The sequence below is a fragment of the Mesorhizobium sp. M0019 genome (genome assembly GCF_040323975.1).
GTDB lineage: Bacteria > Pseudomonadota > Alphaproteobacteria > Rhizobiales > Rhizobiaceae > Mesorhizobium.
Genome location: NZ_JAMYVK010000045.1, coordinates 1 through 24146 on the forward strand (window position 1 = coordinate 1; position 24146 = coordinate 24146).

Below are 24146 nucleotides of genomic sequence, written 5' to 3' on the forward strand. Positions count from 1 at the left end.
CGGCATGCGGACGAACGAGAATCGACAGAAAGGACGACAGCCTTGCACTCACCCCCTTGACGCTCGAGCGATTAGACGACCCGCTTCGCGGGAGGGTCGCCTAGCGTTCCTGGGCGCCGCTGCGCAAGAAGAACTGTGTCGTCTGTGCCAAGCCGCCCTTCGCCGGGCCCAAGGCCGTGCTGGCCTATCTGTCGCGTTACACCCATGGCGTCGCAATCTCCAGCGCTGGATGAGGCCGGCGTGACCTTCCGCCCCAAGGACTACCGCCGCAACGGGAAAGAACGGTACCGGACCATGACGCTCGATCCCGGCGAGTTCATCCGCCGCGGCGCGTTCGGACGTGTCGAAGGATTGAACCGGAAGAGTCCGGCTGCGTTGTTGGCACTGGAACGACAATCGTTGGAGGAAGAAGTGGCAAACACTGGAACAACACGTGGACGCAATCAGGACCGTGCCAGGGTCGCTGGTGGGCAGCAGCATGAAGTGAAATATGAGGCGGGCAAGACCGGCGCCAGCAAAGGTGACGTTAAGTCGGCGGTGAAGTCGGTCGGCAACAGTCGCAAGGAGGTCGAAGACAAGCTGGGCAAAAAGTGAGCCTCGGCCGCACAGGATGCCGGCTAAGTTGACGATAGTAAGAGCTGAGGGTTCAGCGCAGGGGGAAACACCACTCCGCGCTGCGCGCCGACTGCAGCAAATATCTCACGAGGGGGCATGCACATGACTCGCATCGCTACCTTCAATGTGAACGGCGTCAACGGCCGACTGCCTGTGCTCCTGAAGTGTTTAGGCGAAGGCGACTACGACATCGTTTGCCTGCAGGAATTGAAGACGTCGGACGACAAGTTTCCTATCGATGCGATCAGAGAGGCGGGTTACGGCGCGATCTGGCACGGCCAGAAATCCTACAACGGTGTGGCGATCCTGGCCCGAGGAATGGAACCTGTGGAACGCCGACGCGGCCTGCCTGGCGATCCTGACGACACTCACAGCCGCTATATCGAGGCCGAGGTGGATGGGGTCGTTGTGGGCTGTCTCTACCTGCCCAATGGCAATCCAGCGCCTGGCCCAAAGTTCGACTACAAGCTGCGCTGGTTCGATCGTCTCATCAACTACGGCCAGCACTTGCTCGAAGTTGGGGCACCCAGTGTTCTCTGCGGCGACTATAACGTCGTTCCAACCCAAATCGACGCCGTGGTGCCCAGGCGATGGCTGGGCGATGCGGTCTATTTCCCGGAATGCCGGCAGGCCTATGCTAAAATGCTCGAAGGTGGCTGGATCGATGCCGTCCGGCGCATCCATCCGGAGAAGGGCATCTACACCTATTGGAATTTCTCCTACTGGGGCGGCTACGATCGGAGTTCGGGCCTGCGAATGGACCATCTCCTTGTGAGCCCCTCCCTTTCCGACCGGCTGCGCAGTGCCGGCGTGGATGTCGACATGCGCGGCTGGGAGAAGCCAAGCGACCATGCGCCGGCCTGGATCAAGCTCTATTGAACCGCGAGGAACACAGATGATTAAACCGGATTCTCTCGAATGACAGGCTTGGCGCGCCGTTCCAGACCGGGAAGCTGTTGTCCAGCCGGGCGATGTCGCCTGCACGAGCGAACTCGAAGCGGCGTTTGACGAGTATATTGTGCCGGGTCGCGTCGGGCGCGCAGCTAGGCTGCCTTCTTACGGTCCGCCACCTGAACGCCCAGCCGGAACGCCTGACCATCTGCAAACGAGCGCGCGTAGCTCTCGGATGTAAAAGGGACGGTGGTCGTGGTGCCATTGACCGTCACGCGAACCGACCAGTCTTTGTCTCTGACGATTTCAACGGCATGTCGCTCATGCGGAGTCATGCATTCCTCCCAGAATCTTACGTTGAGGAGGGAGGATAGCGTCGCAACACTCGTTTGCATGCAAATAATCCGACACCGCGATGTCTGTCAAACGAATCCAGGAATTGACCCCTTTGGCGAACTGAAGAACTGACCCCCTTCATTGGTTTGGTGTTTCGTTTGTTTCGGGCACCGAGCCGACATTCTGCAGAAGGCCGGACCGTCGCTTTTCGCGCAGCCTGTAGCTGTCCCCCCTGATGGTGATCACCGTTGAATGGTGAAGCAGGCGATCCAAGATTGCCGTGGCCACCACGGGATCTCCAAAAACGCTCCCCCATTCACCCACCGAACGGTTGGAGGTAATCAGGATCGATCCCTTCTCGTAGCGCCGGGACACCAGTTGGAAGAAGAGGTGGGCGGCATTGGCCTCGAAGGGAAGATATCCGAGCTCGTCGATGATCAGCAATTTCGGCCGTGACAGGATCGTCAACTGCTTGTCGAGCGAGCCGTCGCTGTGGGCCTTGGCCAACATCGCCACCAACGTGGCTGCCGTGACGAACTGCACGTTGTAATTCTGGCGGATTGCCTCGCGGCCAAGGCTCACTGCAAGATGGGTCTTGCCCGTGCCCGGAGGGCCAAGGAACAGGACTGTGTCGCCGTGGGCGATCCAGCGGCAGGTCGCAAGCTCCCTGATCTGTCCCTGATCCAGCGATGGCTGCCGACCCAATTGCCGCTAGTTAGCGCCAGGCGGCCGCTGGTCACCCCCCGATTGGCTGCCAGGCCGTTCCTATCAAACCGCTACGCTCGATTGATCGGCTACTCGCGACAATTCCGAGCCCGATGAGCCGAGTTAGCCTTTGGGCGCTGGCAGCTCAAGGAACAAGCCGCTTTGCCAATCATTGGGTTCCAAAGGGCCGGACATAAACAGGTTTTCAACATGGGAGAAGACAAGTTTGCTCCGTTTGCTCGCGAGCGACTGAAGGAGGGCAGGTCCAAGTTTTAGCCGATGAACCGGCATTGCGCAGGCACAGGCGCGCGAGCTGATCGAAATGATCGCACCGACTATGCATCATTGCTGCGCGAGGCGTGAATACTGAAGAGCAGCGCGAGCCGGAGGTGAGCGGGCGACATAGAAATTACGAAGGAGCGAGCACCTACGTATCAGTCTCAAGATCGAGAGCACATACACAACCAGAGCAACGGAACCACGGCTGGTCGGCTGTCGAGGGCGGTGTCAGCTTCTTCCTGTTCCTCGCCCAGATTGTAATCCCACCTGGCTTTCGTGACCGCTATCGTCCGACCCATTTTGCCGTCGGTCTCTCTCTCGAAATCCTTGTCGCCCTATCTGCTCGGATCACCGGATCCCCGAGCAGGCGGCTCGGAAGCCAACTAGGACGATTGTGTCGCCATCGTTCTTGTCCATGGCGCCAACAGTGTTTTCCGCTGCACTTATCTTCCAAGTTTCTAATGCAAGATTTTGAATGAGCGTGTCGCTCACAATCGGTGACGGAATGTAGAAAGCCCGCGCCTCCGGAGAGACGACGCGAGCTGCGAGCTGACCCTGCGGAGGCACGGATGCTGAAGTGTAGCCAGAACGAGCCGAGAAGCCGCAATGGTCCGGCTAAAAACCGAATCGAATATCGGCCCAGCAGCATAACCATGGAACCTTTCAATCCCGCATGCCTTGTCCCTTCCTTATAGAAGGAGATGCGAAATGAGCCTTGATATAGGAAAGGTCGCCATAGCGTTGCTTGGCCTGCTTGCCTACAAGAATAGGGACAAGATCGGCGAGTTGATCGCTGGTAGGAAATCGACAGATCCCAACGCTAGCGCTGGCTCCCCTGGCGGCCTCGGCGACATCCTGGACCGTCTCAGAAATGCGGGTGCGGGCGATCAGGTTGATTCGTGGGTAAGTAAAGGATCAAACCGGCCCGTTCAGCGCGATCAGGTTGAGAAAGCAATCGACCCGCAAACATTGAGCGATCTGGCTGAGCAAACCGGATTGTCCCATGAGGAACTTCTCGACCGGCTTACAAGAGAATTGCCCGACGCGGTGGACAAGCTTACGCCCGACGGCCAGATGCCCGCGGGTAACGGTCCAGATCTCTTGGACGAGGTACCGGGAGCTGGCCGTACTTAGCGCCATCTGCGACAAAGCAGGCTGAAACTAGGAGACGCCGGCTTCGGGGCCACCGACCTGGCAGCAATCGTGTGAGGGGGAAGTTGCTGGCCTTCACCGCGGGTTCCAAGGCCTATGGCAAAAAGTCCCGCCGTACATGCCAGGACGGCGGGACCGATCGGAGCGCCTTTGCACCGGGCATGGGGATGCATGGGGGATGCGGGGGCGGGCTTGCCCGGTGCGCGCGTACCGTCCAGGAGCCTTAGGCTCTCACCGGCAGTGCGTCCACCAACCGTCGGTTGGAGCGACAACGAAGAAGATGTCGAATAGCCGTTCGTCATCATCCAGCGGGGGCGCGCAAGATCGGCCCGACTTGGCGCGTCGGCGGGCGCAGTGGACCGGGCCGCCGCCCCATGCTCACAGACGGGCCGATCAATGGCTTCCGGCTCTATGTCGAGAAGGTGCTCTTGCCGACCCTCAGCCGGGCGACGTCGTCGTCATCGACAAGGCCGTCCGGCACGCCGTCAGCAACGCCGGCGCCAAGCTCTTCTTCCTGCCGAAATACTCGCCAGACCTGATCCGATCGAGATGCTCCTCGCCAAACCAAACACGTGCTGAGAACGGCCGCCAGACGCAACACCGACGCCATCTGCGAGCATCGGGAAAATCCACGACACTCTCACATCAAAGAATGCGCCAACTCCTTCACCGAGGCCGAGTATGCCGCAACCTAATCATCACGCTCTAAGCACGGCATGGGTTATGGCCGAGTCCGTCACGCGAACTCAATCCTCCCTGAATGCCCGTTGGATTTGATCTGCCAGAGGTTTTACGAGGTAAGACAGCATTGTGCGGCTGCCGGTCGAGAAGAACACCTCGACAGGCATACCGGGCGACAAGGTCAGGCCCTTCAGCCTTGTAAGCTTTGTGCGCGGCAGGCTGACACGCACAGTATAGAAGCTCGCGCCGTTTCGCTCATCGATGCTGAGATCGGGGGAGATCTCACTGACGACACCATTCAGCTCTGGCGTGATCCGCTGGTTGAAGGCCGAAAATCGCAAGGTTGCGCTCTGCCTTGGCATCAGCTGATCAATGTCCTGCGGAGCCACACGTGCCTCGACGGTCAGGTCGTCTGTGACAGGGACAATCTGCATGATGAGCTCTCCCGCAGATATGACGCCACCGACCGTGTGCACGCCGAGCTGGTGGACGACGCCAGTCTGCGGGCTGCGTATATCGATCCGCTTGAGCTGATCCTCGGCCGAGACCTTTTGCTCGACCAACTCGGCGAGCTTTGCCTGGACGTCACGGAGCTCGGTTGCCACCTCGCTGCGCAAATCCTGGTCGATCTGAATGATCTGCAAACGGATTTCGGATGTATGACCCTTCGATTGCGCTATGGACGCAGTCAGCTTCCCATGTTCGCCGTTAAGCCGGACTGCGTCACGCTCAAGCGTCGTCATGCGATCGATTGAAACCAGCTTGCGTTCCCAGAGCTTGCGCATGCCCTCGAGCTCAAGCCCGATCAACTTGATTTCCTGGCTTTTAGCAGCCCTTTGCTCGGTCAGGCCGGAAACTTCTTCGCTGAGCTGAGCAATGCGCTCTCTCAACTGAGCCTTCTGGCCAGCGCGTGCCTGGCGACGAAATTCGAACAAGGACTGCTCGCCGGCCATCGCACGCCGGATCTCAGGATCGTCCTGCCGCGACGTCAGCGAAGATGGGAAGGCGATGGTGTCAGTGCCATCGCGCTCGGCTTCGAGGCGGGCCAGACGGGCCTCGAATTCGTCCAAGCTCTTGGTGACCATGGCTAAATCGGCCCGGGTCACGGTTTCATCGAGACGGATCAAAACCTGGCCCGCCTTCACGGCGTCGCCTTCTCGCACGAGGATCTGACCGACCACGCCACCCGTTGGATGCTGCACCTTTTTAACGCTGGAATCGACGACCAGCCTTCCCGAAGCAATGACGGCTCCAGAAAGCTCCGTGACCGCGGCCAGGCTTCCCGCCCCACCAACCAGGAGCATGCAGACCGCGAGGCCGCCGAACAGATAGCGTCGAATGGTCCGGTCGATCGCCGATGCCGCGTGTTGCGTCATCAGTGTGTCGCCTCCTCAGGGCCGGAGACGACCTTCAGGGGAACGCCGCCCGAACGGGTTACCTTGCTCAAGACCTCGTTCTTGGGGCCAAACGCCTGGACACGGCCGTTAGACATGACGAGTACCTGATCCAGGCTTGCAAGCGCGCTCGGCCGATGGGCGACGACGACAGCAATGCCGCCTCGCGCCCGCACGCCCTCAATTGCCGCCGCCAGCGCGGCCTCCCCTTCGGAATCGAGGTTGGAATTGGGCTCGTCCAAGATAACGAGGAACGGATCGCCATAGAGTGCCCGTGCGAGCGCAACCCGCTGTCGCTGGCCCGCCGAAAGCGCCGACCCGGCCTCGCCGATCCGCGTTTCGTAGCCTTCCGGCAGATGGACGACAAGGTCATGAACGCCGGCCGCGCGCGCAGCCGCCAGTATCTTGTCCGAAGAGGCTTGAGGTTCGAAGCGTGCGATGTTCTCGGCAATGGTGCCATCGAACAGTTGCACATCCTGCGGCAGATAGCCGACATGGTTGCCCAGTTCTTGTGGCAACCACTGGTCGAGCGTTGCTCCGTCCAGCCTGACGGTCCCGCGGGCTGGAAGCCATATCCCGGCTATTGCTCGGACAAGCGATGATTTTCCGGACGCACTCGGTCCGACAATGCCAAGGCCCGCACCCCTTTCTAGCGCGAACCCGACATCCTGCACAACCACACGACGCTCGCCGGGTGGCGTGACACAGATGCTTTCTACCGCAAGAGCAGATACAGGTGCCGACAGCGAGACACTCGTGGCAATTTCAGGAAGCAGGGCCAAAAGCTGGCTCAGCCGGGTCCATGCCTGGCGAGCACTGACGAAACCCTTCCAGTGGGCGATAGCCAGTTCGACCGGTGCGAGCGCCCGGCTCATCATAATCGAACTGGCGATCATAATACCGGCTGTCGCTTCTTGATGAATGACCAGATAGGCGCCGATCGCCAGTATACCCGACTGCAGCATCATGCGCAGGATCTTCGAGATCGTGCCGAGCGTCCCAGCCAGGTCGCTGGCTCTTGCGTTCGTGTTGAGAAAGTCGGCGTTGACGCTTGACCAGCGCTCGGCGATGCGCGCGCCAAAGCCCATCGCCTGCAGAGCCTCTGCATTGCGACGCGTCGCCTCAGCAAGGCTATTGCGCGCTGCCGCCTGGCTGTTTGCCCTCTTCGCAGGCTCCCTGGTGCGAACTTCGGCAAGCAGAGTCAGGCTCGAGAGAAGGATGGCGCCTGCCAGCGCCGTCATGCCGATCCAGATATGGAACAGGAAGCATATTGCCAGATACAGCGGCATCCAGGGCAGGTCGAAAAGCGCAGTCGGGCCAGTGCTCGACAGAAACGAACGCACCTGGTCAAGATCCCGCAACGACTGAAGGCCGTCGCCTGGGAGCTTGGTGCGCAACGGCAAACGCATAAGGGCGGTATAGACTTGCCCGCTCAATCGCCCATCCAAAGCCATCCCGATGCGCACAAGCAACCGCGACCGGATAAGCTCAAGAACGCCTTGGAAAATGAACAGCATGCCGGCAAATACGGCAAGCCCGACAAGCGTCGGCACACTGCGGCCGGGTACGACCCGATCATAGACCTGCAGCATGAAGAACGAGCCGGTCAGCGCCAGAACATTGACGACGCCGCTCATCAGGGCAATTCCAGCGAAGGCGCGGCGGAAAGAAGCCAAAACCGCAGCGAGGGTTGTTCGTGGCGGCTCGGACGAATGGGAATGCGACATCGCCTTCACATCGGTTCCAGTTCAGTCCCGGGCGCAAGGATCGTGCCCGCAATCAGGCTTGGTTACGACATCTCCATACCGCAGCCAGCGTCAGGTTTTGCGCCTAGATATGCCAATCGTTCAGCGCGTACGCGTGGATGTAGTCGATCTGCATTTCCGCAGGTGTAGCAAGCCCGTCGGCGGGCGCTCCCGCGAGGCCACCAACCGCCAGATCGACCAGCATATACATGGGGTCGTGCATATCGGAAGGCGTTGCGGCACGAGCAACTTCGACGTCATCGAAATACCAGACGAGTTCGTCTTCTGTCCACAGCACTCCGTAATTGTGGAACCCTTCGGTATCTGCGGCATAGGCCGTCGAGGACACTGTCGTATGAGTTCCCGTCTCGTTGGAGTGGCTTGTCAGAATGAGCTTGTTTGGATCCTGACCGAGCATTTCCACGACGTCCAGTTCCGGTGGCCAGGAGCCGTCAGCCGGGAGAAGCCAGAAGGCCGGCCATACACCTTGCTTTGCGGGCATGTCAGCCCGAATTTCGAAATAGCCGTAGGTCTGTGCGAACGACTCATAGGTCGTCAGCAAACCAGACGTGTATTTGTAATCGTTTATGTAGGGCTGGATTGCCGCGGGAGCCCGGGCGGCGGTAATCGTGAGAACACCGTCCTCAACGCTGAACGGGCTGACGGAACGCGTCGGGGCGTAGTTGGTGTCGATATACCATTGAAGCTCCTTGTTGCTCGTGAGCGAGCTGCCGTTCGCGGCACCCCACCAGAAGTTCGAGTCCCAGGTGCCGCTCGAGCCATTCCACAGGTCGAGCGTGTTGAACTCGTCCGAGAAGGTGAGTTCCAGATGCGACCTGTCCAGGGCCAGATCGAACTGGCCTGGGGTGAACTGGTCGATGGTCTTATTGGCGAAAACGAGAAACTCGTCATCGGACAGGTTAAGTCTGACGTTCGCCCCCGACTGGACCATGTTGGCGTGCACATCCTCGAAGGAGGTGAAGCCGAAGCTCCCGACGCGCGCGGTATCATCGGCGCCAAAGTCGAGGATCAGGTCACTGCCGTTGCCGGGGGTCACGACGAAAATGTCCGCACCGGATCCGCCCTTGAGAACGTCATCGCCCTGCAAACCGTCGAGCGTCTGTTGGCCGGAGCCGCCGGTAATGATGTTGTTTAGCTCGTTTCCGAAAGCATAGTGTTTGTCGCCGGTGACCGTCAGGTTCTCGAAATTCGCTGGGAGCTTGTAACTCATCCAGGTCGAGATGGTGTCGACACCCTCGTTGGGCAGCTCGACCGCCTTGTTTTTGGAGGAATACAGATAATAGATGTCATCGCCCTTGCCGCCGTACATCGTCACGGTGACGCTACCGTCGGCGTACATTGAGTCGTTGTAGATGCTGCCATAAAGTGTCGGGCCGGAATTCGTCGCCGAATACCACTTTACGGAGGATCCGCTGTAGGGGAGTGGAACACCTTTGCCGTTCAGTACGTAGGCCATTCTGGTCCTTTCTCCTCTTTCTCGCCTCGATATCGGGCCTAACACCTATTGAGAGCAAAAGGAGCCAGTACCATTTAGCTTTCGAGTTTGGAGAGTTACCAAAAGCTTAATACGCAGCGCAGCCACTTGCCCGGGGCCGCCTCACCCCTTCAGGGCACAAGGCGTGGCACCCCGGCGCTTGCCGCTCTCTTCGGCCGGTCGCAATATTAGACGTATGGCCGTTGCACACGACGCAAGGCCTGTTGTCAGGTGCATGACGCGGTGCGAAATGCAGCCTTGGCGATGGCGGGGGCGCTGCATTGTTGATATTGTACGCACGGAACAGGCGCGCAAATGACATCTGATTCAGAGAAGGCCGCGGCGGTCGAGCAGTTGCTCGATACACCTGAGCTTGCAACCGCACTGGAAAGCGAACAGTTCAAAAAATTCCTTGACCAGGTGCCGATCGCCATAGCCGTTTCGGACCTTGCCGCTGAGGAGCGTGTGGTCTACGCCAATCCCGAATTCGAGAAGCTCTCAGGCCTGGTGGCCGCCAGGCTCACACGAGAAAACTGGGCAGCCCTTTTGGGCAAAGGCCTCCACGAGCAGAAGGACCGGCCGCTTGCCGAGGCCGTGGTCGAGGAAACCGATTTAGTCGGCACCTACAGGCTGGAACGCAACGAGGATAAGCCCACGATCGTCGACGTTTATTCCAACGTGATCGAGGACGACAACGGCAAGATGTGCTTCCGGCTGGTGGCGCTGGTCGACGTATCGGCCCATGGCGAGGCGGGAGATGAGCGCTCGGTGGAGGAGCGTGTCAGCGAGAAAGACACGCTGCTACGCGAACTGCAGCACCGGGTAAAGAACAACCTGCAGATGATCACCGCACTGATCCGGCTGGAAAGCCGCAACGCGCCCGAGGCCGACCGGAGACGGTTTGAGCGGCTCGCCGGTCGCGTCGACGCTCTGGCGATCCTCTACCAGACGCTAACGGCCGACGAGCCGAAGGAGGAGGTCGATCTTGGCGTCTATCTCAGCCAGATCGCGTCCGCGGTGATGAGTTCGCATGCAGTCGAGGGGATCCGCCTGGATATGAAGGTGGATACATATCCCGTGTCAATAAACGTCGCCATGCCGGCGGGACTGGTCGTGAACGAATTGCTGACCAATTCACTAAAGCATGCGTTCCGGGAACGCGACGGCGGCACGATAACGCTGCACAGCATCGTCAATGGTGACGGCTGCCGGGTTATAGTGGCGGACGACGGAATCGGCCTGCCGGAAGGCGAGACGTGGCCCAAGCCAGGCAAGCTCGGAGCGCTGATCGCGCGCTCGCTGACCGAGAACGCCAAGGCGCAGTTCGCGGTAGACTCTAGCGCCGGCAAAGGGACGAAGGTGACCATCATCTTCAAACGATCGGCGGCAGCAAGCTGAAAAATTGCCGTCGAACATACCAGGCTGACAGCTGGCTTCATGCCGCGGCCTTGGGCAGGTGCTGGCCCGGACGAGCCTGAAACGGCCTCCTTCTACGATCGAAATCTTCCATCGAAGAGCCGGCAGGTACGTCCGCGGGGGAAGCAGGATGAAGTATGCGGGCGTTTCGCTCGTTAGGCTTGTTTAGCGTGACCGGCCTTAAAAAAAGCCGGCAGGTGGCGTTCTGCCGTAATACATATTCTCCAGCAAGCTACAATATCCGCCAACAAGGGCTGCTGCGGAGGCAGCGTTCGTGCATCGCCATTTTGCTGGACTTCCGCATCTCGCGCCTGAGCGGAATTTGCACCCCTTGCGGTCAATTGGACAGATACTCGCCAAGCGGGGGCAAGTGTTCTATGGTCTCTGGCGGCATCGCTTAGTGCAAGGTATCGATGCTCGGTCTGTCGCTTTAGGCAGGGGAGGGGGCCATGTTCGAAGTCGTTGCATCCTGCAGGAAAGCGAGGCCAGGAAGCTGGCTCGCCACAAATATCTTCGGCTTCATGGTCGCGCTGTCGGTGCTGTTTTTACCCGGACTGGAAAGCGCGAATGCACAGACGAACTGGACACTCGATCCAACCGCTTCGGTGCTCACCTACCAGTCGGTCAAGAAGAACACGATCGTTGAAACCAACAAGATCAGGAACATCGCCGGCACCCTTTCTTCGACGGGTGAGGCCAAAATCATGTTCGACCTCAATTCAGTCGATACCGGCGTCGACCTTCGAAACGTCCGCATGCGGTTCCTTTTCTTCGAGACATTCAAGTATCCGGCCGCCGAACTGACCGCAAAAGTGGACCCTGCGGCGTTTGCCGACCTTGCGACGAAGCGAAGGATGAAGGCAGTGCTTCCATTCCGCCTCAACCTGCACGGGGTCGACAAGGATCTCGAGGCCAATGTCGTCGTGACCTTGATCAGCGACAGCATGGTTTCCGTCGCTTCGGAAGCCCCCGTCGCCGTGCATGTCGAGGACTTCGGACTGCTGCCGAATGTCGACAAGCTGCAGCAGGCCGCCAATGTGGCCAACATTGTTCCGACCGCTTCGGTATCGTTCGATTTCGTGTTCAACGCCGATGGCAGCAAGCCCGCGGCCGTCCAGACCGTCGCGGCAAGCACCGCCGACGTCGGGCCCGTTGCCACCGATGCTGCGAAGGCGAACTTCAGCGACGAGGAGTGCCTCAACCGGTTCGAGGTGCTCTCTCGCACCGGAGCCATCTATTTTCGGCCGGCGAGCGCACGGCTCGACACCCAAAGCCGTCCGCTACTGGAGGAGGTCGTTGGCGTCGTCGGCAAGTGCCCGGGCCTGAAGGTGGAGGTTTCCGGCCACACCGACTCCGATGGGTCGTCCGCCGGCAACAAGCTCCTGTCGGAGCGGAGGGCCCAGGCCGTAGCTGACGCCATTGTTGCCGCAGGTATTGCTCACACGCAGATCACGGCGATCGGTTATGGCGAGGAGCGGCCGGTTGCTGGCAACGACACGCCGAAGGACAAGGCGCTCAATCGGCGGATAGAGTTTTCCGCCACCAAGCTCGTCAACTGAGGAAGGGCCTTTGTTCCGGCGGGGCTTCGATCTGATTGCTTGGTTTATTGGTGTCCTAGGCGCGGTCGGGCTGGTGATGCTCTCGCTGTTGTTGACCTTGACGGCGGCCAACGCCGAACGTCGTGTTGCTCTGGTCCTTGGCAACTCCCAGTATCAGCATGCGCCGGCGCTGACCAACCCGGTACACGACGCGCAGGCTGTTGCCGAACGTCTCAAAAGCCTGGATTTTGAAGTCGTCTCCGGGTTCGATCTGACCAAATTGCAGACCCAGACGACCATTGCGCAGTTCGCAAAGCAGGTTCGCGGCGCCGATATTGCCCTTTTCTTTTACGCCGGCCACGGCTTGCAGGTTTCAGGCAGCAACTACCTGCTTCCGGTCGATGCCGCACTGGAAGACGAGACCTCGCTCGACTTCGAAGCGGTGCCGGTGGATTTCGTTTTGCGGCAAATGTCGCGCGAGACCAGCATAAGGCTGATTTTTCTCGACGCCTGTCGCGACAATCCCTTGGCCGAGGTGTTGGCAAAGACCGCAGGCGTCAAGGGAGCGAGAAGTGGCCTTGCCGAAATCCCGATCGAGAATGCCGGCGCTGGCACGCTGGTCGCCTTTTCCACCAGTCCCAATCAGGTCGCCTATGACGGATCGAGCGAACACTCGCCGTTCACGTCGGCGCTGCTTGCCCATATCGGGGCCTCGAACGTCTCCATCACCGACGCAATGAACAGGGTTACCGCCGACGTGTTCAAAGCAACGGCCGGCAAACAGCGCCCGTGGATCAATGTCTCGCTCACCACCGAGGTCGTGCTGCACGAGGTGGATCTGAACGCGCCACTGATCGTCGGTGAGGCGACCGCTCCGCAACAATCGCTAGGCGCCTCGGGCGGGCGCAACGCCGCCGCAAATCCGTCTGGCGCTGACGATGCCCAGCTTGCGCTCAATGTGCTGCGTCAGAAAATCCCGAGACTGGCTTCGGACGAGCCGATCTTTTTCGACCAACCTGTCGATTTCGGAGATCCAGCAATCGACGGCAAGAGTATCGCCGAGCTGATCACAGGCAAACCACTCTTCACTCCCGTGGAAGGGCTCGACAAGGCGGTGTGGGAGGGCAAGCACTGCAACGGCTGTCATGAGTGGAGTGAGGATCGGCTATGCGAACAGGCGAAAAATTTCGCCGCCAACGATGTCTCCGTTCTACGCCTGCAACATCCGCTTGGGACACGCTTCAAGGTGGCGCTGGCCAAATGGGCGCAAGGCGGCTGCAAGTGAGATCTGGGCCCTTCGGTTCGAAAACCCCTGGTCAAACAAGACCATGGAGCTGCGTCTATTGGAATGGTTCGGGTCTAATACGCATCAGCCGATTGGCGCTGCGCCTCGATCTCGGCCAACTGCAGGCCCATTTCAACAAAGGCGGAGAGAACGCCAAAGCGGTCCGCCAGTGCGACGCGCGCCAGCCCTGCTAGAACACCGGCATTGACTGCATGGGCGGCAGGATGTCGCGGCAAGGCCGTTGGCGCGGCTGCGCCGACGACAGATCCGGCAACGCCAAAACCATTGTCACGCCATTCCGCAGCCAAGGCAATCCAGGCGCCCGGCGTTGCCGGCGGGGTTGCCGCAGCCTCGCTTACTGCGGCGCGGTGGCGGGGACTGTCCGGTTCGCTGACCCAGTCGCGAACAAGCGCGAGCAGCTCTTGATCTGTCTTATCGAGCAGCTCGCTCAGATGCCCCAGGCATTCATGGGCCCACCAGACCGCAGCCCGATCAGGAAGCAGGTAGGCACAAAACGTGATCGCCTCTTCGGGAATGGGCCCGGCGAGGAGATCGCGGCAAAACTCGATCGAACGCTGCTCGGTTGGAAGGGCTCTCATGTCTCTGGCGACAGCGGGACAAGCCACAAAAAGATCCCGTGCCGTTTTGAATCGGAGCCCATTGGCCATGACGCCACGCCTTCATCGAGGACCAGTCGGTACTCAAGCCCCCGGCGTGGCGCCGGTCAAGTCTCAACTCGTGGGGACGGGAGATCGGCCGACACAGCCAGGCTCGGCGTTTATTGACAGACAAACGCGTGGGAATGTGGTATATTCACGCTTGGTAATATCGGATGCTCAACAGGAGTAACCGCTATGCGGTGGGCCAGTTCACCCTTGGTGTTGGCGGTCGTGGCTTTCTCGACCCATGTTTCCGCCGACCCTGTCCAGAAATCAGAAGACATCGTCAAGTTTTTTGCTGGCGCGGCCGACCTCGGCAAGTCTCGGGGGATTTGTGTCGGCACGGAGGAGCAGTGCAAGAGCAAGACCAAGGCAAAAGAGGGGCCGGCCGACAAATCCAGTCTCGACATGCTGATCAATTTCGGGCTGGATTCGGCCGAACTCGACGCGACCGCACGCGCTGAACTCGAGGAGTATGCCAAGGCCCTGAAGGACAGCCGGATCAGTACTTTCCACTTCGTCGTCGAAGGCTACACCGACGCTTCCGGTCCGGCGCACTACAATGAGCGGCTGTCGCAGCGACGAGCGCAATCGGTGGCGTCCTTCCTCACATCCAGTGGCATCGAGGCTGACCGCATCAACGCGATCGGGTTGGGCGAAGCGCATCCGCGTAGCCCGAATCCATACGACGCCGTCAACCGCCGCGTGGAAATGCGTATAAAGGCCGAGTAGCGTACGGATGCCGCCTGAAACTGTGCAGCAGTGCGTCAGGAACTGAGTGGCAAGCGCAGCGGCAGTCAGGCGAATAGGCTTGGAACGACCCCGGTCAGTTCTTGAGCACGCCGCCCACCACCACACCGGAGCCGAAGAGCAACGCCTTGGTCAGGAAGTCGTTATCCTGGGGCGGCGGAGGATCGTCCCGCCGCACCACGGTCTTGCGGAAGCGCCGTTTCTGAACGACCTGCTGTTGTTTGCGGGGTTTCTGCGCCACCGGCCGCTGGGTGCGGACCTTCTGCGCAACCTGCTTTTTCGGCTGCGTCGTACGGGCTTGATCGGCAGTATATCCGGCACGCACGGCTTCCATCGTCGGATCTGTCCGAACCACGAGGAATGCAAGTTGCTCGCGCGGCAGATAGGTGGTCGGCGGAAGACCATTCTTGGCTTGCCAGATGCCGATCGCCCGGCGGGTCTGCGGACCTATGTTTCCGTCGATGCGGCCAAGTTCGTTGCCCAACCCCTCGATGCGCAGTTGCAGGTCGATGCGGCTTTGGCGGTCAAGACCGATCGCACTTTCTGTCAATTCGGTGCCCGCTGTTTGCTTACCTGGTCCGAAACGCCGACCGATGTGCGCACCGCAGAATCCGAGCTGGCATTCGCCTGGTCCTCATCGCGCGCCGCGATCTGTTAGTTTTGGGCTTTGGGCGTGTTCAACTTATCGATGCTCAGCCGCGCCACAGCGGCGAAGCGACCGTTCGGAAACTGGTCGATAATGAGCATGAACCCAACGATGGGGTGGTGCTGACCAATGCCCGAATTCGAATATCGGCGGGCTGGCCGCCTTCGCGACGGGCATCGTGTCGTTTCTTTCGCCCTGCATGCTGCCGCTGGTGCCGGGCTATGTTTCGTATGTCGCCGGTCTCGCAAGGGATGCGGCGCCGGTCGGAAGGCCCGCTTATCGGCGGCGGGATCGAGCCTCCATTTCGTGCGCGATTGTACCGCTTGAGTATCCGTCGTCGCTACTCTATATGATGCGTGATGTTTGATGCGCGCCAAGGAGGGCGACATGAGAACGACACTGGCGATCGATGACGACGTCCTGGTCGCGGCCAAGGCCATGGCCCGGCAGCAGGATCGCAGCCTCGGCGAGGTCATCACCGATCTCGCCCGGCGCTCGCTGCGCCGGCCACAAGCCGGCGGCGAGCGCAACGGGATTCCTCTATTGTCGCCTCGGCCGGATGCACCTCCTGTCACGCTTGAGACGGTCAATGCCTTGCGAGACGAGTTGCTGTGACCTTCCTGCTCGATGTCAATGTGCTGATCGCGCTGATCGATCCTGGCCATGTCGCCCATGACGACGCGCATGGCTGGTTCGAAGAGACCGGTCATGCCGCATGGGCTACCTGCCCCATCACCGAAAACGGCGTCCTGCGCATCGTCGGCAACCAAAAATATCCTAATTCTCCCGGTTCGCCCGCCATCGTTGCGCAAGTCGTCACCAAGTTGCGAGCCCTGCATGGGCACAGCTTCTGGTCCGACGATGTGAGCCTGGTTGGCTCCGGCGACATCGATGCGGCGAAAATCCTGACCTCGGCACAGGTCACCGATACCTATCTTCTTGCGCTCGCCAAGGCGCATGGCGGCCAACTTGCGAGCTTTGACCGCAAGCTGTCGGGGGCGGCGGTGAAGGCCGGGAAGACTACACTGCACCTGATCCCCACAAGGTAGACCGCGGGGGTCTTTGTGTCAGGGTACATACCGGCAAAGGATCAGCCGTTGGTGGCCTTAGCCGGCGTGAAGGACAGCTTCTTCGAGGCGGAGATCTTGATGGTCGCGCCCGTCGACGGGTTGCGGCCCTCGCGTTCAGGTGTTTCCTTCACCTTGAACTTGCCGACACCGGGCAGGCTCGGCTCAGCACCGCCATCGGCCGCATCAGCGATCGCCTTGAATTCTCTCGGTGCCGGACGCTTCTACTCGAAAATAGCCGGCCATTCTTGCAGAACGTGACGAATACAACCGCCGTGGCGTACGTGATCTTGGCCACGGTTCGATAGTGCGCAGACCAGAAAAACATCTGCTAACAAGGTCGAAGTACAGCACTCGTTGGACCGAAAACCGGTCGTCTGCGTGCACCCAAGCGGTTACGATTTGCCGGGGCCATGCACAGGCTCAAAGCGCATTCTGAACAGAGCTCAGCATCGCCGTGATCACCTGTTTGTACTTTGCGAACTCGGGCGACGTCTGCCGGACCTCCGTGGTGGTCGTCGTCTGCTGGCCCGCCGTGGTTGTGGCTGGGCTCAGCTTGCGACCCATCTTTCTTTCGGCCCAGTCCGCGACATAGCTGGCGGTCTTGCCCGTCAGAAAGGGATTGGCCTGAATGACGGCTGACCCGAGCACGGCGCTCAATTGCGCGGAACCCGATGCCGACAGCACCTGATGCGCGCCCTCCATGCCGAGAAAGTGGCAGAGATAGAGCCGGCCGGCTGTGATCTGGTGGCCGCGCGCCCGAAGATAGGCTTCGCCTTCTCGCGCCAGATTGCGAACCATCTCGCGCGAGATCGTGGCGTCATATCGCAGGGCGAGCAGGTCGGCAGTCGAGAGTGTGCGTGCAAGTTCGGGGCGGTAAGTGTTCATCATCCGGATCCAGGTCTTTGTGATGAATTGGCCGGCGCCGGTCGCTGAAGAATTTGGGTTCTTGGCACGGGCGCTGCCGCCACTTTCGACATGAACGATACGGTCGGTGAGCGTTTCCACGGCGGAAAGATCCGAAGCGACCGCGGTAACCGTGCCCAGTGGGTCGATCGCCGCGCCATTCTGATAGAGTTCGAAATGCAAATGCGGTCCGGTCGAAAGGCCGGTGGTGCCGATATAGCCAATGATGTCGCCAGCCTTCACCTTGCTGCCGACGCCGCCCTCGATTGCGAATTTCTGCATATGCGCATAGCGCGTCTCGCGCCCGCTTCCGTGCGAAACCTTGACTAGATTGCCGTAGCCGCCCCCATCGCCCTGGAAGCTGATTTCGCCATCGAAGGCGGCTGCGATCGGCGTGCCGACCGGCGCCGCCCAGTCGACGCCCTTGTGGATGCGAACGGTGCCTAGAATTGGATGCTTGCGCGGCCCGAAGGTCGAGGTCAAGACCCCGTTGACCGGTGTGACCATGCCATTGGTGACCGTCAGCGAACGGACCTGATCGTCGCCTGTCACGCATGCAAACTGGCCATCACCCTGCTGGAAGACGAAACAGTCGAGACTTTTTGTCGTGCCCTGGACACCAACATACAGCACGCGGCCGGCGCCTTCGTCCTTGCCGCGCGGCGACTGAGAATAGATCAGCACAAGACGCTGGTCCTCGCTTGCAAAGGCATCCAGATCCTGTCCTCTCGACAGATACATGATGGCTTCGCCGATCACGCCGGTTGGAACGCTGTTGCGTGCCGCAGTCGAGTAGATCGCGTCGAGCAGACGATACTGCCTTTTGTGGCCGCCTTCCGCCGGCGCGCCCGAGTAGTTGAACAGATCTTCGCGTACCCAAGGGTCAACGCCCGATACCAACACGCCCGCGGCATTATGCGTCAGCGTACCGACAAAGACGTTCTTGGCGTAGATCGACACCTGCATGAGGGACATCGTTGTCGTCTCGCGGTTGGGCCGGTATCCACGCATGGCCACGACATACCCCGGTTCCAGGCCGTCCCGGCCGAAGAGGGCCTTCAGCGCCTCGCCTGCCTGCTTGGCGTCGTCGGCGGAGAAATGTGCATCGAGCGCAACGCTATCCAGACTGCGATCGTTGAGGATCTTCACGAACGTGTCTTCCGTCGCCTCAAACCGCTGATATTCGTTCGTCACAGTTGCGACGCTGGTGTTGTTTTCGATCTGGGTCTTGTGGAACGCCGGAAGAGCTGCATCGCCTGCATCGATTGTTTCACCCCAGCCGGCCCCCGGGTCGTCGGCTTCGGCCAGTTGATCGGCAGCAGGCGCGGGCTCACCCGCGCCAGGAGATGGCTCAAGATCGTTCTGCAGATCGCTGGAGGGCGCGGGGGCGGTCTTTCGTTGCGCCTGGAAGAATGCAAAATCCTCCTGCGTCGACGGTATCGTCGTCATGAATTTCTCGCTGGCGCTAAGCATGACGTCGGACAGGATCTCGATCTGTGGCGAAACCCCGGCCTGGTCGAGTTCTGCCGGACGCGGAATCACGTGGCCTTTCGTTGCTGCGCCGTTATCGGGTGCGAGCGTGATCCACATTGGGTCCCCCGCCAGGCCGATAATGGCAGGCACATAAACAGAGGCATCAGCGGGCACATCGTCGGCTCCTTCGACCGCATGCAGCTCCTCGTCTTCGTCGCCAAACGACCAATAGTTTGCGGTGAGATAGAAGCCGGCGGCAATCGAACACAGGAAAACCGTGGCGAAGCCGGCAAGAAGCCTGCGCCAAAACGTGCGCCGGCGAAGGGCAGCGCGTGCTTGCTTCTTTTCCTTGAAGCTGGTGTCGATAGCGTGCGTCACGGACTGCTTCCGCTCAGGAAAAATGTCCACCGCACCTGTTCAAGCGTATCGACTTCAACAAATCGCGCGGCAATATGGCCGCGCTGCCAGCATTCGTCGATGCCGCGTATCGAGAAACGTCGCCGCTCAATGCACATTTCGGTCGATCCGGTCAGGATGGCGTGGCCGAAAACGTCAGTGGCGTAGAGGTAGATGTAGCGGTTCGTCAGTTCCTCGCGGATGACGTTCACGCACTGATTTGCGCCGATGGTCCACCAGCCATCGGTCTGGTTGGCATTATCGACCTCCTGGCCGACGGCGAGGTTGACGACGTCGAGCGTCTGATTGCACACCGTGAATTCGGCGCGCGCTTCGTTGCATGAGAGCACGGCCAGCAACGCGGCGGCCGAAACGACCGCAAGCCTCATGCGACCCCTCGAGGCAAGCAAGGTCCGAAGCCGACCACGCTGCTTTACGGGCAGGTCAGACGACGAGCGGGGCAGACGCGAGCTACGTGGTTCCATCGGACGCCCATGCTACCCGCCGAGCCGGAAATACTTGGCACTGGCCGAGAACTTGGATCCGTTGGCCTCGATTTCCTCGAGAATTTTGGGCAACAGCTGCGAGGCTGGCATTGGCGTGGAGAACGCAGCCGCCTGGATATCCTGGGGGCCGGTGATCACCATGATGATCTGCGGCACGGCCTTGCCTGCAGCCCTGTCGGCGGCGCCGAGACCGATCGGGATGCTGAAGGTGGCCTTGTCCGATTGAACGACCATGCGGTCATCGAGGTTGAACATCATGCCTTTGTGGTCGATCAGCAGCACGCTGGAAATGAGCCCGCCACGCGTCACCAGCGTACCGCTGATCGGCGTACCATTTGGCACCGATGTTCGATCGAGAACAAGCTGCGGCTTGTCGCCAGCAGCCTGCCCCAGAAAGCGCAGGAAGTTGGTGACTTCGCACTGGCTCGGCTCAATGAGGCGCACGTTGATGTCCGGCTCAACGTGGAACTTTGCCTGGAAATCAGCCAGCATCTGCTCGAATGGCTGGACCGCGGTTCCAAATCCTTCGATGGCAGCGGTCTTGTCGGTTATCGAAGTCACGGCGGCGTAGAAACAGTCGCCGCCGCTGAAGTCGCGAACCCACGAGACACGTTGCGCTATATCGTCGATTACCGGGGCAACTTCTGGCTTAGGCAGGTTCAGGGCGACAATGGCCTGGTCTGGTTCTCTGGCCGCCGGCAAGTCGGCCTGCTGCTCCTTTGCCCTCGTCGCATCCGCCTGGCGTGCAGCCGGCTCTGGAACGGGCGCTGCTGGTATCGCCTTCGCCGGCCGGCTTGCCTGGTGTTTGGCCGGCGGGAGGTCGGCCTGCTGCTCCTGTGCGTTCGTCGCATCTGCCTGGTCTGCAGCCGGTTTGGGGGCGGGCGTGGCCGGTTCCGCCTCCGCCTGGTGGCTTGCCTGATGTTCAGGCTTCTGGCTCGCCGCGGCACCTGACTGGGTCGCGGGCGCCGTCGGAGCTTTTTCGACCGGCGGGAGGGCGGGAGCAATCTTGGCAGGCGGCGGGGGCGTATCGGGCTGAACTGATGGCGTTGCGTTTTCCGCGGGCGGTTGCGCCCCACTTGCCGACGGCATCGACGTTTCCTCGGGTTTCGGGAGCATCTTGGGCGACGCTGCCGGCGGCGGCGTTCGAGCCGCGGCGGCCTCCGCCTGATTTTCGGCTGGCGCTAATGTGGCCTCCGTTTGCGGCTTTGGGGCTGGAACTTCCTGTAGCGGCTCAGGGGAGTCCGCAACATTGTCCGTCGCCAGCGGCTTTGATGCCTCTGCCTCAGGAATTGATGCTTCGGGGACAGGCATTGTTGCTTGTGGTGTAGGTTGTGGTGGCTCTGGCGCGGAAAGCGAGGTCTTGCCGGCGCTCGGCGCGGGGGGCGTTGTAAAGCCGCTGAAATAAAGGCCGGCAGCTGAGGCCAGTGCCAATGTCGCGAAGGCAGAGATTGCGATGGCTCGGCCCTTTGTGTATTTGCCGGGAACAGCGCCCACGACCGCACGTGGCGGCGCGGCGACCGGTGAGGCCCGCGGTTCGGACAAAAGCGCTGGCCGGACATGCGGGACAAAGCGCTGCCCGCCCGAGCCTGCCAAAGGCGCGTCATGGCCCAAGACATTGGATTGCGGGGATGAGGCCTTCGGATCGGGCGCAAGGGTTTGCCCCGCTCGTGGCAAACCCGGCCTGTCGCGGTTTGGGGTAAACGTCGGCGGCGTTGTCCCTTCGTCCTCGTCACGCGTCATCCTGGCGATTTCCGCCATGCTCACCGGGCGGTCTCGCGGATCCGGCTGCAGCATGGCTTCAACAATGCCGCGAAAATCGGCGTCGATGTCGGACAGGTCGGGCACGGTCCGGCGCTTTTCGATGATCTCGAATTGCGACCCGCTCATGTCGATCGGCTTGCCGCGCAGGGCGGCAACCAGCACCAGCCCCAGGCTGTAGATGTCGGACTGCTCGCTGACATCGCCGCTGTATAGCCCAAGCTGTTCGGGGGAAACGTAGTTGTACTTTCCCGCGAATTTTCCGCCGATCAGGGTCTCACCGCCGACGGTCGCCGATCGCGCGATTCCGAAATCGATGATCTTGGCGCGATCGACCCGACCTCCCGGCAAGATGATGTTGTCCGGGGAGAGATCGCGGTGAATTGCTCCCGCTTCATGCACGGCGCTCAGACCCGACGTGAGGCGATGGCAGAGCTTGCGTACCTCTTCAGTCGGCATCGGGCCACGTCGGATGATGTCGTATAGCGACTCGCCGTCGACGAATTCCATCGCAAGATAGGGACGACCGATCCCTGGATCGATCGTGAAGACGTGATATCTCACGACCGCATCATGCGAGAGGTGATTGAGGATTGACGCTTCCTTGCGGAACAAGGACAAGATCGTCGGGTCACGGGCAAATTCGGGCAGGACGATCTTGATCGCGACATGGTCGCCAGTCTGGATGTTGTGGCCGCGGTAGACCTCACCCATGCCGCCGAATGCGATCCGCTCGTCAAGTTCGTAGATGCCGCTGAGCTGCGTGCCGACGGCGGTGTTGGCCAGCTGCGGCGATATTCGCGTCTTGTCGTCGGCGCTCATCGGCCTCAACCCTCCGCTCTGGACAGATCAGGGTAGGGGGGGTGTCCATTGCTTCTGTTTGCGAATTTTACCAGCACAATCGTGACATTGTCTGTCCCGCCTCGCTCCAGCACCGTTTTCAGCAGAGCCTCACAGGCCGCCTGAGGTGTTGCAGTCACGACCGCGGCGCCGATTTCGGCATCGGTCAAATGCGCCGTCAGCCCATCGGTGCACAACACAAAGATGTCTCCCGGCATGATTTCCCCTTGCTGGAAATCGATGACGATTTCGTCGCTCACGCCTACCGCATGCGTGATGACATTGCGGCGCGGCCAGGTGAGCGCCTCGGCTGCGCTGATCATACCGCGGTCGAGAAGTTCCTGAACTTCGGTGTGGTCCTTCGATATCTGCGAGATCGAGGCGTTGCGGATCAGATAAACCCGGCTGTCGCCTGCCCACAGGCAGGCAAATCGCCCATCCATCGCCAACAGGGCGGCAACGGTGGAGCCGATGGTTATGCCGCGGGATTCGGATATCTTGCGGATCTCGGCGTTGGCGCGGCTCAGCCTGTCCTCGAAGCGCGCACGAAGATCCGGGGCGGAACTGGCAATGCCGATCGTGGCCAGATGATCGACAATGCTGGCTGAAGCGACCTCTCCGGCTTCATGCCCACCCATTCCGTCGGCCACCACCCACAGGCCGGTCCGTGGCTCGACCAGATAGTTGTCTTCATTGTGCTCACGGACACAGCCATTGTGGCTCACGCCGAAGCTTTCAAAGGAAAGGGCGACATCGCTCAACTTGCCACCAAGCGCTTCTCGAAGCGTCCTCTGCAGCGCACTCTCAGGCGCTCGCTAGCGCCACTTTGCCATATGCTGCAATATTAAAGTACCGAAATTTAGCTTTGAGCGCGTGACGCTTTTCGGAAGAGCCTTGATGGCGAGGGTCATTGACGACGCGAGGCGGAACGTGGCTGTCATCATTGAACCCAATAGCGGATTGTAGTCTTTGCAGCAGGCACTGGCGGATTACGACCACGACGACTGATTGTGCGGGAGGCGGTTATCGGGATCGTAGGTAGCGAGCGTCGCCGGCGGCGTGATACTGGCGCCTTGCTTATATTCCTCGAGCGCTGTCTGGGGTGCTCGCGACAGATACAGCGCTTCGACCCCTGGCCGATTGAAGCGTCATCTTCGGAAGCTGCGCCCGCACCGCTGGTCGGGAGGAAGGCCCATTTGGGTGTTGTAGCGATGAAAGATTTCGTCGGGACCGCCGCGAGAGATTTTCACCCGCGCGCGCCATTCTCAAGATCGCGAACAAACGCGAGAACCGCCTCGACTTGGCCGTTGGCGACAAGTTCGGCCGCCGTGCGATGCCCATAGTCGCCGATCGGCTCGTTGCGATACCAATAAAAGGCCGTGTCAATATCGCCAGTGAGTTCCGTCGCCGCCGAGATCACTTTCACCATTTCGCGCATCCTGCCCCACAGGCGCTCGGATAAAGGGTTGCGCAACGTATTTCGATGGACGCCTGTCAGCTGCGCCAGATTGGCAATCTTCACACCTAGGGCCTTCGACAGGCGTTGGGGCGAGATATAGGGGGTCCGAGGCTGCTGAAGGCTGTCAACGGAGCCCGAGACCATTGCGTTGTGT

21 protein-coding genes and 5 pseudogenes are annotated in these 24146 nt (G+C 60.5%); 11 read left to right on the forward strand and 15 right to left on the reverse strand.

Annotated elements, in window-relative coordinates; genetic code table 11:
* Positions 1-113: 113 nt before the first annotated feature.
* The 3 genes and pseudogenes from NKK47_RS26445 to xth all read left to right on the forward strand — a co-directional run.
* Positions 114-327, forward strand: a pseudogene (locus NKK47_RS26445) (transposase); the annotation flags it as partial.
* 84 nt (positions 328-411) lie between these two features.
* Positions 412-594: a DUF3606 domain-containing protein gene (locus NKK47_RS26450; protein WP_352578849.1), complete on the forward strand. Its 183-nt coding sequence runs from the start codon at positions 412-414 to the stop codon at positions 592-594.
* A gap of 123 nt (positions 595-717) precedes the next feature.
* Entirely contained in the window at positions 718-1494 is a 777-nt protein-coding gene (xth, locus tag NKK47_RS26455) for an exodeoxyribonuclease III (RefSeq protein ID WP_352578817.1), read from the forward strand.
* Between the two features lie 164 nt (positions 1495-1658).
* Here the strand turns inward: xth and NKK47_RS26460 are convergent, their stop codons facing one another.
* Complete coding sequence (locus tag NKK47_RS26460) at positions 1659-1841, reverse strand: hypothetical protein (RefSeq protein WP_352578818.1); 183 nt, start codon at positions 1839-1841, stop codon at positions 1659-1661.
* A gap of 139 nt (positions 1842-1980) precedes the next feature.
* A pseudogene (gene istB / locus NKK47_RS26465) lies at positions 1981-2538 on the reverse strand (IS21-like element helper ATPase IstB); the annotation flags it as partial.
* A 996-nt stretch (positions 2539-3534) separates the two neighbouring features.
* On the opposite strand from istB, the gene NKK47_RS26470 reads away from it, so the two are divergent.
* Positions 3535-3960, forward strand: a complete 426-nt coding sequence (locus NKK47_RS26470) for a YidB family protein (protein WP_352578819.1) — start codon at positions 3535-3537, stop codon at positions 3958-3960.
* 427 nt (positions 3961-4387) lie between these two features.
* Here NKK47_RS26470 and NKK47_RS35245 read toward each other — a convergent pair whose 3' ends face one another.
* The 4 genes from NKK47_RS35245 to eglC all read right to left on the reverse strand — a co-directional run bounded on the left by NKK47_RS35245 (position 4388) and on the right by eglC (position 9275).
* Positions 4388-4588: a hypothetical protein gene (locus tag NKK47_RS35245; protein ID WP_502905049.1), complete on the reverse strand. Its 201-nt coding sequence runs from the start codon at positions 4586-4588 to the stop codon at positions 4388-4390.
* A 136-nt stretch (positions 4589-4724) separates the two neighbouring features.
* On the reverse strand, positions 4725-6035 hold the full coding sequence (locus tag NKK47_RS26480; protein ID WP_352578820.1) for an HlyD family type I secretion periplasmic adaptor subunit: 1311 nt from the start codon (positions 6033-6035) through the stop codon (positions 4725-4727).
* On the reverse strand, positions 6035-7780 hold the full coding sequence (locus tag NKK47_RS26485; protein ID WP_352578821.1) for a type I secretion system permease/ATPase: 1746 nt from the start codon (positions 7778-7780) through the stop codon (positions 6035-6037). Before NKK47_RS26485 ends, NKK47_RS26480 begins: the two co-directional genes overlap by 1 nt.
* A gap of 103 nt (positions 7781-7883) precedes the next feature.
* Positions 7884-9275 (reverse strand): endo-1,3-1,4-beta-glycanase EglC, encoded by a 1392-nt coding sequence (gene eglC / locus NKK47_RS26490; RefSeq protein WP_352578822.1) that lies wholly within the window; start codon positions 9273-9275, stop codon positions 7884-7886.
* 333 nt (positions 9276-9608) lie between these two features.
* Between eglC and NKK47_RS26495 the strand changes: the two genes are divergently transcribed.
* From NKK47_RS26495 to NKK47_RS26505, 3 genes are all read left to right on the forward strand, one after another.
* Positions 9609-10691, forward strand: coding sequence for a sensor histidine kinase (locus NKK47_RS26495; RefSeq protein WP_352578823.1), 1083 nt, complete (start codon positions 9609-9611; stop codon positions 10689-10691).
* 467 nt (positions 10692-11158) lie between these two features.
* Positions 11159-12268 carry an OmpA family protein gene (locus NKK47_RS26500; protein WP_352578824.1) on the forward strand — a complete coding sequence of 370 codons (1110 nt, stop codon included), beginning with the start codon at positions 11159-11161 and terminating at the stop codon, positions 12266-12268.
* A gap of 10 nt (positions 12269-12278) precedes the next feature.
* Positions 12279-13532 (forward strand): caspase family protein, encoded by a 1254-nt coding sequence (locus NKK47_RS26505; RefSeq protein WP_352578825.1) that lies wholly within the window; start codon positions 12279-12281, stop codon positions 13530-13532.
* A 74-nt stretch (positions 13533-13606) separates the two neighbouring features.
* Here the strand turns inward: NKK47_RS26505 and NKK47_RS26510 are convergent, their stop codons facing one another.
* On the reverse strand, positions 13607-14200 hold the full coding sequence (locus NKK47_RS26510; RefSeq protein ID WP_352578826.1) for a DUF6931 family protein: 594 nt from the start codon (positions 14198-14200) through the stop codon (positions 13607-13609).
* A gap of 186 nt (positions 14201-14386) precedes the next feature.
* Between NKK47_RS26510 and NKK47_RS26515 the strand changes: the two genes are divergently transcribed.
* Complete coding sequence (locus NKK47_RS26515) at positions 14387-14923, forward strand: OmpA family protein (RefSeq protein ID WP_352578827.1); 537 nt, start codon at positions 14387-14389, stop codon at positions 14921-14923.
* Positions 14924-15017: 94 nt separating this feature from the next.
* Here NKK47_RS26515 and NKK47_RS26520 read toward each other — a convergent pair whose 3' ends face one another.
* Positions 15018-15425 carry a peptidoglycan-binding domain-containing protein gene (locus NKK47_RS26520; RefSeq protein WP_352578828.1) on the reverse strand — a complete coding sequence of 136 codons (408 nt, stop codon included), beginning with the start codon at positions 15423-15425 and terminating at the stop codon, positions 15018-15020.
* A gap of 307 nt (positions 15426-15732) precedes the next feature.
* Between NKK47_RS26520 and NKK47_RS26525 the strand changes: the two are divergent.
* The 3 genes and pseudogenes from NKK47_RS26525 to NKK47_RS26535 form a co-directional block, all read left to right on the forward strand.
* Positions 15733-15828 (forward strand): annotated as a pseudogene (locus NKK47_RS26525) (cytochrome c biogenesis protein CcdA); the annotation flags it as partial.
* A 146-nt stretch (positions 15829-15974) separates the two neighbouring features.
* The gene (locus tag NKK47_RS26530; protein ID WP_352458399.1) at positions 15975-16202 is read left to right on the forward strand and encodes a CopG family transcriptional regulator; all 228 of its coding nucleotides are present in this window, start codon (positions 15975-15977) and stop codon (positions 16200-16202) included.
* The gene (locus tag NKK47_RS26535; RefSeq protein WP_352578829.1) at positions 16199-16636 is read left to right on the forward strand and encodes a TA system VapC family ribonuclease toxin; all 438 of its coding nucleotides are present in this window, start codon (positions 16199-16201) and stop codon (positions 16634-16636) included. Before NKK47_RS26530 ends, NKK47_RS26535 begins: the two co-directional genes overlap by 4 nt.
* 41 nt (positions 16637-16677) lie before the next feature.
* Here the strand turns inward: NKK47_RS26535 and NKK47_RS26540 are convergent.
* The 7 genes and pseudogenes from NKK47_RS26540 to NKK47_RS26570 form a co-directional block, all read right to left on the reverse strand.
* Positions 16678-16851: pseudogene (locus NKK47_RS26540) on the reverse strand (HU family DNA-binding protein); the annotation flags it as partial.
* Positions 16852-17077: 226 nt separating this feature from the next.
* On the reverse strand, positions 17078-19411 hold the full coding sequence (locus NKK47_RS26545; RefSeq protein WP_352578830.1) for a M23 family metallopeptidase: 2334 nt from the start codon (positions 19409-19411) through the stop codon (positions 17078-17080).
* Positions 19408-19818, reverse strand: coding sequence for a DUF1036 domain-containing protein (locus tag NKK47_RS26550; protein ID WP_352578831.1), 411 nt, complete (start codon positions 19816-19818; stop codon positions 19408-19410). Before NKK47_RS26550 ends, NKK47_RS26545 begins: the two co-directional genes overlap by 4 nt.
* A 108-nt stretch (positions 19819-19926) precedes the next feature.
* On the reverse strand, positions 19927-22515 hold the full coding sequence (locus NKK47_RS26555; RefSeq protein WP_352578832.1) for a protein kinase domain-containing protein: 2589 nt from the start codon (positions 22513-22515) through the stop codon (positions 19927-19929).
* A gap of 5 nt (positions 22516-22520) precedes the next feature.
* The gene (locus NKK47_RS26560; protein ID WP_352455458.1) at positions 22521-23294 is read right to left on the reverse strand and encodes a PP2C family protein-serine/threonine phosphatase; all 774 of its coding nucleotides are present in this window, start codon (positions 23292-23294) and stop codon (positions 22521-22523) included.
* A gap of 228 nt (positions 23295-23522) precedes the next feature.
* Positions 23523-23669: pseudogene (locus NKK47_RS26565) on the reverse strand (hypothetical protein); the annotation flags it as partial.
* Positions 23670-23779: 110 nt separating this feature from the next.
* Positions 23780-24136, reverse strand: coding sequence for a hypothetical protein (locus tag NKK47_RS26570; RefSeq protein WP_352578833.1), 357 nt, complete (start codon positions 24134-24136; stop codon positions 23780-23782).
* Positions 24137-24146: the final 10 nt, after the last annotated feature.

Coding starts and splice junctions, on each gene's coding strand:
- xth (WP_352578817.1), top strand. CDS start 718: ATGACTCGCATCGCTACCTTCAATGTGAACGGCGTCAACGGCCGACTG.
- NKK47_RS26460 (WP_352578818.1), bottom strand. CDS start 1,841: ATGACTCCGCATGAGCGACATGCCGTTGAAATCGTCAGAGACAAAGAC.
- NKK47_RS26470 (WP_352578819.1), top strand. CDS start 3,535: ATGAGCCTTGATATAGGAAAGGTCGCCATAGCGTTGCTTGGCCTGCTT.
- NKK47_RS35245 (WP_502905049.1), bottom strand. CDS start 4,588: ATGGCGTCGGTGTTGCGTCTGGCGGCCGTTCTCAGCACGTGTTTGGTT.
- NKK47_RS26480 (WP_352578820.1), bottom strand. CDS start 6,035: ATGACGCAACACGCGGCATCGGCGATCGACCGGACCATTCGACGCTAT.
- NKK47_RS26485 (WP_352578821.1), bottom strand. CDS start 7,780: ATGTCGCATTCCCATTCGTCCGAGCCGCCACGAACAACCCTCGCTGCG.
- eglC (WP_352578822.1), bottom strand. CDS start 9,275: ATGGCCTACGTACTGAACGGCAAAGGTGTTCCACTCCCCTACAGCGGA.
- NKK47_RS26495 (WP_352578823.1), top strand. CDS start 9,609: ATGACATCTGATTCAGAGAAGGCCGCGGCGGTCGAGCAGTTGCTCGAT.
- NKK47_RS26500 (WP_352578824.1), top strand. CDS start 11,159: ATGTTCGAAGTCGTTGCATCCTGCAGGAAAGCGAGGCCAGGAAGCTGG.
- NKK47_RS26510 (WP_352578826.1), bottom strand. CDS start 14,200: ATGGCCAATGGGCTCCGATTCAAAACGGCACGGGATCTTTTTGTGGCT.
- NKK47_RS26515 (WP_352578827.1), top strand. CDS start 14,387: ATGCGGTGGGCCAGTTCACCCTTGGTGTTGGCGGTCGTGGCTTTCTCG.
- NKK47_RS26530 (WP_352458399.1), top strand. CDS start 15,975: ATGAGAACGACACTGGCGATCGATGACGACGTCCTGGTCGCGGCCAAG.
- NKK47_RS26550 (WP_352578831.1), bottom strand. CDS start 19,818: ATGAGGCTTGCGGTCGTTTCGGCCGCCGCGTTGCTGGCCGTGCTCTCA.
- NKK47_RS26555 (WP_352578832.1), bottom strand. CDS start 22,515: ATGAGCGCCGACGACAAGACGCGAATATCGCCGCAGCTGGCCAACACC.
- NKK47_RS26570 (WP_352578833.1), bottom strand. CDS start 24,136: ATGGTCTCGGGCTCCGTTGACAGCCTTCAGCAGCCTCGGACCCCCTAT.